Raw genomic sequence first — 13,990 nt, 5'->3', positions numbered from 1 at the left:
ATCTATGTTCATGCGTGTCAAACTTTATTGTTTTGTGTCAATCTTTATTGTTGAAAACCAGGAGGCTGTTCCTGCGCGCGACGTCCTTACTCAACCGTTACCGATTTTGCCAGGTTACGCGGCTGGTCCACGTCGGTACCCTTGAGAACGGCGACGTAGTAGGACAGCAGTTGGAGCGGGATGGTGTAGAGAATCGGCGACAGGATGTCGTGGATGTGCGGCATGTGCACCACGTGGGTGCCTTCGCCGTTGGTCATGCCGGCCTTCTCGTCGGCAAAGACAATCAACTGGCCGCCACGGGCGCGCACTTCCTGCAGGTTGGACTTGAGCTTTTCCAACAGTTCGTTGTTCGGCGCGACGGTGACGACGGGCATGTCGTTATCCACAAGCGCCAGCGGACCGTGCTTGAGCTCGCCGGCCGGGTAGGCCTCGGCGTGGATGTAGGAGATTTCCTTGAGCTTCAGGGCTCCTTCCATCGCCACCGGGAATTGCGCGCCACGGCCCAGGAACAGGGTGTGGTTCTTCTCGGCGAACAGCTCGGCGATTTTTTCCACGGTGCTGTCCATGGCCAAGGCTTCGCCCAGGCGGGCCGGCAGGCGACGCAGTTCTTCCACCAGCTTGGCCTCGACGCCCTCACCCAGCGTGCCGCGGACCTGGCCCAGGGACAGTGTCAGCAACAGCAGGCCCACCAGTTGCGTGGTGAACGCCTTGGTCGACGCCACGCCGATCTCACGGCCGGCCTGGGTCAGCAAGGTCAGGTCCGACTCACGCACCAGCGAACTGATGCCCACGTTGCAGATCGCCAGGCTGGCGAGGAAACCCAGTTCCTTGGCGTTGCGCAGGGCAGCCAGGGTGTCGGCGGTCTCGCCGGATTGGGAAATGGTGACGAACAGCGTGTCGGGTTGCACCACCACTTTGCGATAACGGAACTCGCTGGCGACTTCGACCTGGCACGGAATACCCGCCAGCTCTTCCAGCCAGTAACGGGCGACCATGCCGGCGTGGTAACTGGTGCCGCAGGCGACGATCTGCACGTTGCGGACCTTGGCGAACAACTCGGCCGCCTGTGGACCGAACGCCTGGACCAGCACCTGGCTCTGGCTCAGGCGGCCTTCCAGGGTGCGTTGCACCACGGCCGGTTGCTCGTGGATTTCCTTGAGCATGAAGTGGCGGAACTCGCCCTTGTCGGCGGCTTCGGCCCCGTCGCGGTACTGGACGGTTTCACGTTCCACGCTTTTGCCATCCAGGTCCCAGATCTGCACGCTGTCGCGGCGAATCTCGGCGATGTCGCCTTCTTCCAGGTACATGAAGCGGTCGGTGACCTGGCGCAGCGCCAACTGATCGGAAGCGAGGAAGTTTTCCCCCAGGCCCAGGCCGATCACCAAGGGGCTGCCGCTGCGGGCCGCCACCAGGCGATCGGGTTGTTTCGCGCTGATGACCGCCAGGCCGTAGGCACCGTGCAGTTCCTTGACGGTGGCCTTGAGGGCGACAGTCAGGTCTGCCAGGTCCTTGAGCTTGTGGTTGAGCAGATGGGCGATGACTTCAGTGTCAGTGTCCGAAGTGAACACATAACCGAGCGCCTTGAGCTGTTCACGCAGGGCTTCATGGTTTTCGATGATGCCGTTGTGCACCACCGCCAGGTCGCCGGAGAAATGCGGGTGAGCGTTACGCTCGCATGGCGCGCCATGGGTGGCCCAACGGGTGTGGGCGATGCCCAGGCGACCGAGCAGCGGTTCGGCGTCCAGCGCCTGCGCAAGCTCGCTGACCTTGCCTGGGCGACGCATGCGCTCGAGCTTCGCGTCTTGGGTGAGCACCGCTACACCCGCGCTGTCGTAGCCGCGGTATTCGAGACGCTTGAGACCTTCAAGCAAGATGGCAGTGATGTTGCGTTCAGCAACGGCGCCGACAATTCCACACATGCTATTTCTCCTGGCTGACAGGCGCGCAGATCACGGTAATGCCGCGGGCCTGAATCTGGTCGCGGGCCTCTACGGGCAGGCGATCATCGGTAATGAGGGTATGGACGCTGCTCCACGGCAGTTCCAGGTTGGGAATCTTGCGGCCGATCTTGTCGGCCTCCACCATCACGATCACTTCCCTGGCCACCTCAGCCATCACACGGCTCAGGCCCAGCAGTTCGTTGAAGGTGGTGGTACCTCGAACCAGATCGATGCCGTCGGCGCCGATGAACAACTGGTCGAAATCGTAGGAACGCAGCACTTGCTCGGCCACCTGCCCCTGGAACGACTCGGAGTGAGGGTCCCAGGTACCGCCGGTCATCAACAGCACCGGTTCGTGCTCCAGTTCGCTCAAGGCATTGGCGACATGCAGGGAATTGGTCATCACCACCAGGCCCGGCTGTTGGCCGAGGTGAGGGATCATGGCGGCGGTCGTGCTGCCGCTGTCGATGATGATCCGCGCATGATCGCGGATCAGCTTCACAGCGGCCCGGGCAATGGCGAGTTTGTACTTGGAAACGGTTTGCCCGTTATCGGCCACCAACTCCTGCGGCATCGGCACCGCGCCACCGTAGCGACGCAGCAGCAGGCCATTGGTCTCCAGGGCGGCGAGGTCCTTGCGAATCGTAACCTCCGAGGTTTCGAAGCGCTTGGCCAGCTCATCCACACTGACCTCGCCCTGCTCTTGGAGCAAAGCAAGGATGTTGTGACGGCGCTGTGGCGTGTTGCGTTTCGACATGGCGGCTTAAGTTTCGATTCGAAAGATAACGTAAGCAATCAAAACCTATTGCAGCGATATCGTCAAGGCGCCGATAGAAAAAATCAGAAATCACGCAAATCGAATGTGGGAGCGGGCTTGCTCGCGAATGCGTTGGGTCAGCAACGAATTAATTGGCTGAACCACCGCTTTCGCGAGCAAGCCCGCGCCCACAAGGGGGATGTGGATAACTTCAGGGCTTCTTTATTTTCTCTGGTCGCTTCCAGCCGTCGATGTTGCGCTGGCGGGCGCGTCCGACGGCCAATTGGCCGTTATCCACATTCTGGGTCAGGGTGGATCCGGCGGCCGTGGTTGCACCATTGGAGATATCCACAGGCGCCACCAAAGAGTTGTTGGAGCCAATGAACACATCGTCACCCAACACAGTCTTCCACTTGTTGGCGCCATCGTAGTTGCAGGTGATGGTGCCAGCGCCGATATTGGTGCGCGCACCGACTTCAGCATCACCCAGGTAGGTCAGGTGGCCAGCCTTGGCGTCTTCGCCCAGATGAGCGTTCTTGAGCTCGACGAAGTTACCCACATGGGCCCGGGCTTCCAGCACCGAGCCTGGCCGCAAGCGGGCAAACGGGCCGGCATCGCTGCCTTCACCCATGACCGCGCCGTCGAGATGGCTGTTGGCCTTGATCACCACGCCTTTGCGCAGGGTGCTGTCCTTGATCACGCAGTTCGGGCCGATGATCACGTCGTCTTCGATACCGACCTTGCCTTCGAGAATGACGTTGATGTCGATGACCACGTCGCGACCTACGCTGACTTCACCGCGTACGTCAAAACGGGCAGGGTCGCGCAGGGTCACGCCTTGGGCCATCAGGCGGCGGGCGGCGCGCAGCGGGTAGTGGCGCTCCAGCTCGGCCAGTTGCCGGCGATCGTTGGCGCCCTGCACTTCCATGGCGTCCAGCGGCTGCTCGGTGGCGACGACCAGACCGTCGGCAACGGCCATGGCAATCACATCGGTCAGGTAGTACTCGCCTTGGGCATTGTTGTTCGACAGACGACTCATCCAATCACCCAGGCGCTCGGCCGGCACCGCGAGAATACCGGTGTTGCCCTCGGTGATCGCGCGCTGGGCTTCGTTGGCGTCTTTTTGCTCAACGATTGCCGTCACTTGGCCGTCGGCGTTGCGCACAATGCGGCCGTAACCGGTGGGATCATCCAGTTCGACGGTCAGCAAACCCAACTGCTGTGGCGCGACCTGCTTGAGCAAGCGCTGCAAGGTCTCGACTTCGATCAGCGGCACATCGCCGTAGAGAATCAGCACCGTATTGGCCGTGATGAACGGCACGGCTTGGGCCACGGCATGGCCAGTGCCCAGTTGCTTGTCCTGCAGGACGAAATTCAGGTCATCCGCCGCCAGGCGCTCGCGCACCGCATCGGCACCATGGCCGATCACCACGTGAATGCGCTGTGGATCAAGTTGCCGGGCGCTGTGGATAACATGACCGAGCATGGAATTGCCGGCGATCGGGTGTAAGACCTTGGGCAACGCCGAACGCATGCGGGTGCCTTGGCCGGCCGCGAGGATAACGATTTCAAGAGACATGACTGGCTACCAATCCTGGGTGGTCAGCGGCTGCGACCAGGTAATGAATGTCGGGAAAAGAAAAAAGGGTAGCCGAGGCTACCCTTTTTAATCAATCGCACAGAAAGCAGACGGCTTAGCCGCTTACTTCTTGCGGATCTGCTGAAGCGTACGCAGCTGGGCTGCGGCTTCTGCCAGACGTGCAGCAGCAGAACCGTAGTCGAACTCCGCGCCTCGCTCGTGCAGGGCCTTCTCGGCGGCCTTGACGGCCTCCTGAGCGGAGGCTTCGTCCAGGTCGGCAGCACGTTGCACAGTGTCGGCAAGGACCTTGACCATGTTCGGCTGAACCTCGAGGAAACCACCGGAGATGTAATACACCTCGGCTTCCCCGCCCTGCTTGATCAAGCGGATCGGACCCGGTTTCAGATTAGTGATCAGCGGTGCGTGACCCAGAGCGATACCAAGATCCCCCAGCTCACCATGCGCAATCACCATCTCGACCAGACCGGAGAAGATTTCCCCTTCCGCACTGACGATATCGCAATGGACTGTCATAGCCATCTGATTGCCTCAACCTAAATTAGCGCCCGTTGCCGGGCGCCGGGATTACAGTTTCTTGGCTTTCTCGATCGCTTCTTCGATGCCGCCGACCATGTAGAACGCTTGTTCTGGCAGGTGGTCGTAGTCACCGTTGAGGATGCCTTTGAAGCCAGCAATGGTGTCTTTCAGGGAAACGTATTTACCCGAGGCACCGGTGAAGACTTCAGCCACGAAGAACGGCTGCGACAAGAAGCGCTGGATCTTACGAGCACGGGATACCAACTGCTTGTCGGCTTCCGACAGCTCGTCCATACCCAGGATCGCAATGATGTCCTTCAGCTCTTTGTAGCGCTGCAGCACGTACTGGACGCCGCGAGCGGTGTCGTAGTGCTCCTGGCCGATCACGTTCGGGTCCAGCTGGCGCGAAGTCGAGTCCAGTGGGTCAACCGCTGGGTAGATACCCAGGGAAGCGATGTCACGGGACAGAACGACGGTGGCGTCCAAGTGGGCGAAGGTGGTCGCTGGCGACGGGTCGGTCAAGTCATCCGCAGGTACGTATACCGCTTGGATCGAAGTGATCGAACCTTCCTTGGTCGAAGTGATACGTTCTTGCAGAACGCCCATCTCTTCAGCCAGGGTCGGCTGGTAACCTACTGCCGAAGGCATACGGCCCAGCAGTGCGGAAACTTCGGTACCGGCCAGGGTGTAACGGTAGATGTTGTCGACGAACAGCAGAACGTCGTTACCTTCGTCACGGAACTTCTCGGCCATGGTCAGGCCGGTCAGGGCTACGCGCAGACGGTTTCCCGGCGGCTCGTTCATCTGGCCGTAGACCAGTGCCACTTTGTCCAGAACGTTGGAATCCTTCATCTCGTGGTAGAAGTCGTTACCCTCACGAGTACGCTCACCTACACCCGCGAACACGGAATAACCGCTGTGCTCGATGGCGATGTTACGGATCAGTTCCATCATGTTTACGGTCTTGCCTACACCGGCACCACCGAACAGACCGACTTTACCGCCCTTGGCGAACGGGCAAACCAGGTCGATAACCTTGATGCCGGTTTCCAGCAGGTCGTTGCCGCCCGCCTGTTCAGCGAAGGATGGCGCAGGACGGTGAATGCCCCAGCGCTCTTCGGTGTCGATCGGACCCGCTTCGTCGATCGGGTTACCCAGTACGTCCATGATCCGGCCCAGGGTCGCTTTACCGACCGGTACGGAGATGGCAGCGCCAGAGTCGACAACGTCCAGACCGCGCTTCAAGCCTTCGGTAGAACCCATCGCAATGGTACGAACGATGCCGTCGCCCAGCTGCTGCTGAACTTCCAGGGTAGTTTCCGCGCCTTGTACTTTCAGCGCGTTGTAGATGCTCGGTACGCTGTCGCGTGGGAATTCCACGTCGATAACGGCGCCGATGATTTGAACGATACGTCCGCTACTCATAGCTGGATCCTCTGAATATTTGAACCGTTAAACCGCGGCAGCGCCGCCGACGATTTCCGAGATCTCTTGGGTGATCGCAGCCTGACGCGCCTTGTTGTAGATCAGCTGCAAATCGCTGATCAAATCACCGGCGTTGTCGGTAGCGTTCTTCATCGCGATCATCCGCGCCGCTTGTTCAGCTGCGTTGTTCTCGACCACCGCCTGGTAGACCTGCGACTCCACGTAGCGGACCATCAAGCCGTCGAGCAGCTCCTTGGCATCCGGTTCGTAGAGGTAGTCGCAGTGGTGCTTGAGTTCGTGTTCCGGGGTCGCCACCAGTGGAACCAATTGCTCCACGGTTGGCAGGTGCGGCTTGGTGTTGATGAACTTGTTGGATACCACGGAAAGACGGTCAATCCGGCCTTCCAGGTAAGCATCCAGCATCACCTTGACGCTGCCGATCAGGTCATTGATCGACGGCTCTTCACCCAGGTGGCTGATAGCAGCGACGACGTTGCCGCCGAAGTTGCGGAAGAAAGCCGCACCCTTGCTACCAATCACGCACAGATCGATCTCGACGCCTTGTTCGCGGTTTACAGCCATGTCCTTGACCAGGGCCTTGAACAGGTTGGTGTTCAAGCCACCACACAGACCACGGTCACTGCTCACCACGACGTAACCGACGCGCTTGATAGCACGGTCGATCATGAACGGGTGGCGATATTCCGGGTTGGCGTTGGCCAGATGACCAATAACCTGGCGGATGCGCTCCGCATAAGGGCGGCTAGCAGCCATGCGCATTTGAGCCTTGCGCATTTTGCTGACCGCCACTTTTTCCATGGCGCTGGTAATTTTTTGCGTGCTTTTGATGCTCGCAATCTTACTGCGAATCTCTTTTGCGCCTGCCATGTAACACCTATCAGGTTAGCAAGCGGGAGCCTTGCGACTCCCGCTGCGGCTTACCAGGTTTGGGTGGCCTTGAACTTCTCGATACCGGCTTTCATGCCAGCGTCGATTTCGTCATTGAAGTCACCCTTCACGTTGATCTTGGCCAACAAGTCGGCGTGATCGCGGTTGAAGTAAGCAATCAGCGCTTGTTCAAAGCTGCCGACCTTGGCGATTTCAACGTCAGTCAGGAACCCACGCTCAGCGGCATACAGCGACAGCGCCATGTCAGCGATCGACATTGGTGCGTATTGCTTCTGCTTCATCAGCTCGGTAACGCGCTGACCATGCTCAAGTTGCTTACGGGTCGCTTCGTCCAGGTCAGAAGCGAACTGGGCGAATGCCGCCAGTTCACGATACTGGGCCAGGGCGGTACGGATACCACCGGACAGCTTCTTGATGATCTTGGTCTGAGCGGCACCACCCACACGGGATACCGAAACACCGGCGTTCACAGCAGGACGGATCCCGGAGTTGAACATGGCCGATTCCAGGAAGATCTGACCGTCGGTGATGGAAATCACGTTGGTCGGAACGAACGCGGAAACGTCGCCAGCCTGGGTTTCGATGATCGGCAGAGCGGTCAGGGAGCCGGTCTTGCCGGTCACTGCGCCGTTGGTGAACTTCTCTACGTACTCTTCCGAAACGCGGGATGCGCGCTCCAGGAGACGGGAGTGGAGATAGAACACGTCGCCTGGGTAGGCTTCACGGCCTGGTGGACGGCGCAGCAGCAGGGAGATCTGGCGGTAAGCCACTGCCTGCTTGGACAGATCGTCATAAACGATCAGCGCGTCTTCACCGCGGTCGCGGAAGTATTCGCCCATGGTGCAACCGGAGTACGGTGCCAGGAACTGCAGCGCAGGAGATTCCGATGCGCTGGCCGCCACGATGATGGTGTTGGCCAGGGCGCCGTTTTCTTCCAGCTTGCGAACCACGTTGGCGATGGTCGATTGCTTCTGACCAATGGCTACGTAGACGCAGAAAATGCCGCTGTTCTTCTGGTTGATGATCGCGTCGATCGCCAGAGCGGTCTTACCGATCTGACGGTCACCGATGATCAGCTCACGCTGGCCACGGCCGACAGGGATCATGGCATCGACAGCCTTGTAGCCAGTCTGTACAGGCTGGTCTACCGACTTACGCCAGATCACGCCAGGAGCAACTTTCTCGACCGCGTCGGTCTCGGTGTTGTTCAGCGGACCTTTGCCGTCAACAGGGTTGCCCAGTGCGTCGACGACGCGACCCAGCAGTTCCTTACCAACCGGAACTTCGAGGATGCGGCCGGTGCACTTGGCGCTCATGCCTTCGGCCAGCGACTGGTAGGAACCCAGTACAACGGCACCTACGGAGTCTTGCTCCAGGTTGAGGGCCATACCGTAGACGCCGCCCGGAAACTCGATCATCTCGCCGTACATGACGTCGGCCAGACCGTGAATCCGCACGATACCGTCAGATACGCTGACGACAGTGCCTTCGTTACGGGCTTGGGAGGTCACATCGAGCTTGTCGATGCGGCCCTTGATAATTTCACTTATTTCGGAAGGATTGAGTTGCTGCATTGCTCTGCTGCCCCTTCAAACTCAAGATTTCAATGCTTCGGCAAGTTTCGCGATTTTGCCGCGAATCGAGCCATCGATAACCAGGTCGCCGGCGCGGATTACAACGCCCCCTATCAGGGACTTGTCTTCCTCGACTTGCAGGCGCACTTCCCGGTTGAGTCGTGCACTGAGAACCTTGGCGAGTTTGTCTTGCTGTTCTTGGTTCAATGCGAAAGCACTGGTCACTTCCACGTCTACCGACTTCTCTTGCTCGGCCTTGTACAGGTCGAAAAGAGTGGCGATCTCCGGCAGAAGCAGGAGACGGTCATTTTCGGCAACGACGTGAATGAAATTCTGTGCCTTGGCATCGAACTTGTCGCCGCACACGTCAATGAACGTGGCGGCCTTTTCTGCGCTCGTCAGTCGCGGGGCCTTGAGCACGCGCTGCATGGTGTCGTCTTGCGACACCGCTGCAGCCAGGCCGAGCATGGCTGACCAATTGGCCAGTTGCTGGTGGGCCTGAGCGTGCTCGAAGGCCGCCTTAGCGTAAGGTCGGGCCAACGTGGTCAGTTCTGCCATGATCGCCCTCGCTTAGATTTCAGCAGCCAGTTGGTTAACCAGCTCTGCGTGCGCGTTTTGATCGATTGTGGCACGCAGGATCTTCGAAGCACCGCCAACGGCCAGGGCACCCACTTGGGCACGCAGCGCGTCTTTGACACTGTTGAGTTCCTGTTCGATCTCGGCTTGACCCTGAGCCTTCACACGGTCAGCTTCGACGCGAGCCTGTTCACGGGCTTCGTCGACAATCTGGGTACCGCGTTTCTTGGCTTGCTCGATGATTTCAGCTGCCTGAGCTTTCGCTTCGCGCAGTTGCTGACCCACTTTCTCATGGGCCAACTCCAGGTCGCGAGCTGCACGGCTGGCAGCGTCCAGACCATCAGCGATCTTCTTTTGACGTTCGTGCAATGCCGCAATGACCGGAGGCCATACGAACTTCATGCAGAACAGTACAAAAATCAGGAACGCAACGGACTGGCCAATCAGGGTCGCATTAATGTTCACGCCAACACCTCGCAGTTACGTTGTCCATCACACCAATCTACTCGAGACATCCGAGTAATTAGCCAGCGATTTGACCAACGAACGGGTTCGCAAAGGTGAAGAACAGCGCGATACCAACACCGATCATGGTCACGGCGTCGAGCAGACCGGCCACGATGAACATTTTGACTTGCAGCATTGGAACCATTTCTGGCTGACGCGCTGCGCCTTCCAGGAACTTGCCGCCCAACAGGCCGAAACCAATTGCGGTACCCAGTGCGCCCAGGCCGATCAACAGTGCAACAGCGATAGCGGTTAGACCAACTACAGTTTCCATCTTTCCTCCCGACTTTTACGTCGTATGGTTTAGGTTTTTTAGATTAAAGCGGTAAAACAAATCGTTTCTCAGCCCGGTTCGGGCTCCTTCCCGTTTGACCGGGAAGGACATCAGACTAGTCGAGACTGGCCTTAATGGTTTTCTTCGTGCGCCATCGACAGGTAGACGATGGTCAGCATCATGAAGATGAACGCCTGCAGGGTGATGATCAGGATGTGGAACACAGCCCACGCCCATTGCAGGACTACACCCAGGCCGCTGAGCCACAGCAGGCCGCTGCCGAACATCACAGCGATCAGGATGAACACCAGTTCGCCGGCATACATGTTGCCGAACAGACGCAGTGCCAGAGAAATTGGTTTGGCGATCAGGGTCACGAATTCCAACAGGAAGTTCACCGGGATCAGCAGGGCTTGAACGAGGATGTTCTTGCTGCCGAACGGATGCAGGGTCAGTTCGCCGATGAAGCCGCCGATGCCCTTGACCTTGATGCTATAGAAAATGATCAGTGCGAAAACCGAGAACGCCATGCCCAGGGTCGCGTTCGGGTCGGTGGTCGACACGGCGCGGAATGGGATGTGTGCATCGCCGGAGATCAGGATGGCCAGCTGAGGAATCCAGTCGACCGGTACCAGGTCGATGGCGTTCATCAGGAACACCCAGACGAAGATGGTCAGTGCCAGCGGTGCAATCACCGGGCTGCGCCCATGGAAGCTGTCTTTCACGCTGCCATCGACGAATTCGACCAGTACTTCAACGAAGTTCTGCAGTGCACCTGGCTGACCGGAAGTCGCCTTCTTGGCCGCCATGCGGAAAAGAAGAACGAAGATCAGGCCCAGTGCGACCGACCAGCCGAGGGTATCGACGTGGAAAGCCCAGAAGCCCATTTCCTTGGCTTCTGCTGCGGTATGGGCGAAGCCCCAGCCGCCGTTGGGTAGCTGACCGAAAGTCAGGTTCTGCAAGTGGTGCTGGATATAGCCCGAAGCGGTTGTCTCTGCCATGGTTGCCTCAAACGCCCTAAGGTCTCGAAAGTCTTGTTCTCATTAGCAGGGGAGCGAACCAGCTGACCAGTTGGGTCAGCACGAAGACGCCGAATACAGCCAGCGGCGCCAATGGCTTCACACCTGCGAACGTCAATGCAAACAGCACTGCCGTCAAAATCAGTTTCCCCGCCTCGCCGGCATAAAAAGACCGGACGATAGCCTGGGCTGCTCGGGCGCCGGAAAACCGAAAGGCCCTGTGAGCAAAGTAAATATTGGGAAGCAAGGCTATCAGGCCTCCGCAAAGCCCTGAGTATCCGGCGACGACTCCTTTCCATTGCCAGAGCGCCAATGTGGCGATCAGTACGACGGTAAATTGAGCCATCAGAACCGGGAAAACTGCCAGACGATGGAACGGCAAGCGGTTTGGCGTGCGGGTTTCCATCGCTTTTGCTCTCCAATAGTCGGCCGCCATAATTCAATAACTTGGCATAATTTGTGCCGACAAAATGCGCGCAGAGTATAGGGGCGGTTCTGCCCCTATTCAACCTTCAGGTAGTGATTTCCGACTGCGCGCTACAAGAGCAATTGTTTCAGCGAATGTGCGCAAGAACACCTTGCAGCTCATCGAGAGAGTTATAGCCAATCACCAATTGCCCTTTGCCCTTCTTTCCGTGGCGAATCTGCACCGCAGAGCCCAGGCGCTCGGCCAGGCGCTGTTCAAGACGGGCGATATCCGGATCAGGTTTTGGCGCTTCGACAGGGGCGGGTTTACCGCTCAACCATTGACGAACCAGTGCCTCGGTCTGGCGCACGGTAAGGCCGCGTGCGACAACATGTCGCGCCCCTTCAACCTGTTGATTTTCCGGCAAACCGAGCAATGCCCGGGCATGACCCATTTCCAGGTCGCCATGGGACAGCATGGTCTTGATGACTTCCGGCAACGCAATCAAGCGCAACAGGTTGGCCACGGTCACGCGGGATTTGCCCACCGCCTCGGCAACTTGTTGCTGGGTCAGCTGGAATTCCTGCTGCAAGCGCTGCAGGGCCACGGCTTCCTCGATCGGGTTGAGGTCTTCGCGCTGGATGTTCTCGATCAACGCCATGGCGATGGCCGTTTCATCCGGGACGTCGCGGACCATTGCCGGGATGGTTTCCTGGCCGGCCTGCTGGCTGGCGCGCCAGCGACGTTCTCCGGCGATGATCTCGAAGCGGCCATTGGCGATCGGCCGGACCACGATCGGCTGCATCACGCCCTGGCTCTTGATCGACTGGGCCAGTTCTTCCAGCGCCTGCGGGTCCATGTCCCGGCGCGGCTGGTATTTGCCGCGCTGGATCAGGTCCAGGGGCAGGTGCTGCAACTCGCGCTGGTCGGCCTGCACGGCCTGTTCTTCCAGCGAGCTGACAGTCGGACCGCTGAGCAGTGCATCCAGTCCACGTCCGAGACCTCGTTTCTTGACGGCCATGGGGTTTCCTTAAGTTGGCTGGGCTGCAGCGGTGCGTGGGTTGCGGCGCTGACGGCGAACCATCTCGCCCGCCAGGGCCAGGTAAGCCAGCGCACCACGGGATTGTTTGTCGTAGGCCAGGGCCGGCATGCCGTAGCTAGGGGCTTCGGCCAGACGGATGTTTCGCGGAATGACGGTGTCGTAGAGCTGCTCGCCGAAATGTTCCTTGAGCTGGGCCGAAACGTCGTTCATCAGGCTAAGGCGCGGGTCGTACATGGTCCGCAACAGGCCTTCGACCTTCAGTTCCGGGTTCAGCAGTTCGGCGATGCGCTTGATGTTATCCACAAGGTCGCTCAGCCCTTCCAGGGCGAAGTACTCGCACTGCATGGGGATAATGACCCCATCGGCGGCCACCAGGGCGTTGAGGGTCAGCATCGACAGCGACGGCGGGCAATCGATCAGGATGTAGTCGTAGTTTTCCCGGATCGGTGCCAAGGCGCTGCGCAGGCGGCTTTCCTTCATCTGCATTTCCAGCAGCACCACTTCGGCTGCCGTCAGGTCACGGTTGGCCGGCAGCAGTTGATAACCGCCGTGTTCCGAGAAGTGCATGGCCTGGCCCAGATCGCATTCGCCGATCAGGACGTCGTAGATGGAGTTTTCCAGGCCATGCTTATCCACACCGCTGCCCATGGTGGCGTTGCCCTGTGGATCGAGATCGATCAACAGCACCCGGCGCTTGGTCGCGACCAGGGATGCTGCGAGGTTGATGCAGGTGGTGGTCTTGCCCACACCACCTTTCTGGTTCGCTATCGCGAATACCTTAGCCATTCTTGCTTGTGTTCCCAATCATGCCGTGCGGCGCAGTATCAGCAGATGGCGTTGGCCTTGGCAACCGGGTACGGCCAAGGCGTGTTCGCTATCGAGGTGGAAGTCTGCCGGCAATGCTACCAGCTCATCGGCCGGATGAACGCCCTTCATTGCCAGCCAGCGCGTATTGGTATCGCCCAGGTGGCGAGTCCAGTTGCTGAAGTTCTCCATGCTGCTGAACGCCCGGGAGATGATCCCGTTGAACGGCTCGGCAGGCTGGAACGCTTCGACGCGGCTGTGGATAACTTGCAGGTTATCCAGTTTGAGTTCGAGTTTGACCTGGGTCAGGAAGCGGGTTTTCTTGCCATTGCTGTCCAAACAGGTCACTTGCGAGTCGGGAAACAGGATGGCCAGCGGGATCCCCGGCATGCCACCGCCGCTGCCAACATCCAGCCAGCGACCGTTTTCGATGAAGGCCATGACACTGAGACTGTCGAGCAGATGCCGCGAGACCATTTCATCCGGATCGCGCACGGCGGTCAGGTTGTAGGCCTTGTTCCACTTGATCAACAGCGCCAGATAGCCCAGCAATTGGGCGTGCTGGGCCTCGGTCAGGCTGATACCGAGCTGACGGGCACCTGTGGATAACTCTTCAGCGTGTTGCGAGGTGCCCATCGAAC

Annotated in this window: 15 protein-coding genes; all 15 read right to left on the bottom strand. The window is 59.1% G+C overall.

The features are described 5' to 3' along the window. Positions 1 to 86: 86 nt before the first annotated feature. Entirely contained in the window at positions 87 to 1,919 is a 1,833-nt protein-coding gene (glmS, locus tag HGO40_RS01640; RefSeq protein WP_250961610.1) for a glutamine--fructose-6-phosphate transaminase (isomerizing), read from the bottom strand. 1 nt (position 1,920) lies between these two features. Continuing rightward, positions 1,921 to 2,697, bottom strand: a complete 777-nt coding sequence (locus tag HGO40_RS01635) for a DeoR/GlpR family DNA-binding transcription regulator (protein ID WP_250961609.1) — start codon at positions 2,695 to 2,697, stop codon at positions 1,921 to 1,923. Positions 2,698 to 2,908: 211 nt separating this feature from the next. After that, positions 2,909 to 4,276 (bottom strand): bifunctional UDP-N-acetylglucosamine diphosphorylase/glucosamine-1-phosphate N-acetyltransferase GlmU, encoded by a 1,368-nt coding sequence (gene glmU, locus HGO40_RS01630; protein ID WP_250961608.1) that lies wholly within the window; start codon positions 4,274 to 4,276, stop codon positions 2,909 to 2,911. Between the two features lie 123 nt (positions 4,277 to 4,399). Beyond that, positions 4,400 to 4,816: a F0F1 ATP synthase subunit epsilon gene (locus tag HGO40_RS01625; RefSeq protein ID WP_186706462.1), complete on the bottom strand. Its 417-nt coding sequence runs from the start codon at positions 4,814 to 4,816 to the stop codon at positions 4,400 to 4,402. Positions 4,817 to 4,861: 45 nt separating this feature from the next. Then, on the bottom strand, positions 4,862 to 6,238 hold the full coding sequence (gene atpD / locus HGO40_RS01620; RefSeq protein WP_014340987.1) for a F0F1 ATP synthase subunit beta: 1,377 nt from the start codon (positions 6,236 to 6,238) through the stop codon (positions 4,862 to 4,864). Between the two features lie 27 nt (positions 6,239 to 6,265). Further along, entirely contained in the window at positions 6,266 to 7,126 is an 861-nt protein-coding gene (atpG, locus tag HGO40_RS01615) for a F0F1 ATP synthase subunit gamma (protein WP_250961607.1), read from the bottom strand. A gap of 50 nt (positions 7,127 to 7,176) precedes the next feature. Then, a complete protein-coding gene (gene atpA / locus HGO40_RS01610) occupies positions 7,177 to 8,721 on the bottom strand; it encodes a F0F1 ATP synthase subunit alpha (RefSeq protein ID WP_003207093.1) in 1,545 nt (514 codons plus the stop codon). Between the two features lie 21 nt (positions 8,722 to 8,742). Continuing rightward, on the bottom strand, positions 8,743 to 9,279 hold the full coding sequence (locus HGO40_RS01605; RefSeq protein ID WP_003207094.1) for a F0F1 ATP synthase subunit delta: 537 nt from the start codon (positions 9,277 to 9,279) through the stop codon (positions 8,743 to 8,745). Between the two features lie 12 nt (positions 9,280 to 9,291). Next, complete coding sequence (locus HGO40_RS01600) at positions 9,292 to 9,762, bottom strand: F0F1 ATP synthase subunit B (RefSeq protein ID WP_250961606.1); 471 nt, start codon at positions 9,760 to 9,762, stop codon at positions 9,292 to 9,294. A gap of 58 nt (positions 9,763 to 9,820) precedes the next feature. Further along, positions 9,821 to 10,078 (bottom strand): F0F1 ATP synthase subunit C, encoded by a 258-nt coding sequence (atpE, locus tag HGO40_RS01595; protein WP_003097235.1) that lies wholly within the window; start codon positions 10,076 to 10,078, stop codon positions 9,821 to 9,823. Between the two features lie 131 nt (positions 10,079 to 10,209). Then, positions 10,210 to 11,079, bottom strand: coding sequence for a F0F1 ATP synthase subunit A (atpB, locus tag HGO40_RS01590; protein WP_039593180.1), 870 nt, complete (start codon positions 11,077 to 11,079; stop codon positions 10,210 to 10,212). Positions 11,080 to 11,095: 16 nt separating this feature from the next. Next, positions 11,096 to 11,503 (bottom strand): F0F1 ATP synthase subunit I, encoded by a 408-nt coding sequence (locus tag HGO40_RS01585; protein ID WP_053126821.1) that lies wholly within the window; start codon positions 11,501 to 11,503, stop codon positions 11,096 to 11,098. A gap of 148 nt (positions 11,504 to 11,651) precedes the next feature. Then, a complete protein-coding gene (locus HGO40_RS01580; protein ID WP_053126822.1) occupies positions 11,652 to 12,524 on the bottom strand; it encodes a ParB/RepB/Spo0J family partition protein in 873 nt (290 codons plus the stop codon). Between the two features lie 9 nt (positions 12,525 to 12,533). Next, a complete protein-coding gene (locus HGO40_RS01575; protein WP_003187199.1) occupies positions 12,534 to 13,331 on the bottom strand; it encodes a ParA family protein in 798 nt (265 codons plus the stop codon). An 18-nt stretch (positions 13,332 to 13,349) separates the two neighbouring features. Further along, positions 13,350 to 13,985, bottom strand: a complete 636-nt coding sequence (gene rsmG, locus HGO40_RS01570; protein ID WP_250961643.1) for a 16S rRNA (guanine(527)-N(7))-methyltransferase RsmG — start codon at positions 13,983 to 13,985, stop codon at positions 13,350 to 13,352. Between the last annotated feature and the right edge of the window lie 5 nt (positions 13,986 to 13,990).

It is taken from the genome of Pseudomonas sp. CG7 (assembly GCF_023701885.1).
GTDB classification, from domain to species: Bacteria; Pseudomonadota; Gammaproteobacteria; order Pseudomonadales; family Pseudomonadaceae; genus Aquipseudomonas; species Aquipseudomonas zanjanensis.
This window is presented reverse-complemented; position numbering and strand designations above follow the sequence as displayed.

Coding starts and splice junctions, on each gene's coding strand:
- HGO40_RS01605 (WP_003207094.1), bottom strand. CDS start 9,279: ATGGCAGAACTGACCACGTTGGCCCGACCTTACGCTAAGGCGGCCTTC.
- glmS (WP_250961610.1), bottom strand. CDS start 1,919: ATGTGTGGAATTGTCGGCGCCGTTGCTGAACGCAACATCACTGCCATC.
- atpE (WP_003097235.1), bottom strand. CDS start 10,078: ATGGAAACTGTAGTTGGTCTAACCGCTATCGCTGTTGCACTGTTGATC.
- atpB (WP_039593180.1), bottom strand. CDS start 11,079: ATGGCAGAGACAACCGCTTCGGGCTATATCCAGCACCACTTGCAGAAC.
- HGO40_RS01585 (WP_053126821.1), bottom strand. CDS start 11,503: ATGGAAACCCGCACGCCAAACCGCTTGCCGTTCCATCGTCTGGCAGTT.
- atpD (WP_014340987.1), bottom strand. CDS start 6,238: ATGAGTAGCGGACGTATCGTTCAAATCATCGGCGCCGTTATCGACGTG.
- atpG (WP_250961607.1), bottom strand. CDS start 7,126: ATGGCAGGCGCAAAAGAGATTCGCAGTAAGATTGCGAGCATCAAAAGC.
- HGO40_RS01580 (WP_053126822.1), bottom strand. CDS start 12,524: ATGGCCGTCAAGAAACGAGGTCTCGGACGTGGACTGGATGCACTGCTC.
- HGO40_RS01575 (WP_003187199.1), bottom strand. CDS start 13,331: ATGGCTAAGGTATTCGCGATAGCGAACCAGAAAGGTGGTGTGGGCAAG.
- atpA (WP_003207093.1), bottom strand. CDS start 8,721: ATGCAGCAACTCAATCCTTCCGAAATAAGTGAAATTATCAAGGGCCGC.
- glmU (WP_250961608.1), bottom strand. CDS start 4,276: ATGTCTCTTGAAATCGTTATCCTCGCGGCCGGCCAAGGCACCCGCATG.
- HGO40_RS01625 (WP_186706462.1), bottom strand. CDS start 4,816: ATGGCTATGACAGTCCATTGCGATATCGTCAGTGCGGAAGGGGAAATC.
- rsmG (WP_250961643.1), bottom strand. CDS start 13,985: ATGGGCACCTCGCAACACGCTGAAGAGTTATCCACAGGTGCCCGTCAG.
- HGO40_RS01635 (WP_250961609.1), bottom strand. CDS start 2,697: ATGTCGAAACGCAACACGCCACAGCGCCGTCACAACATCCTTGCTTTG.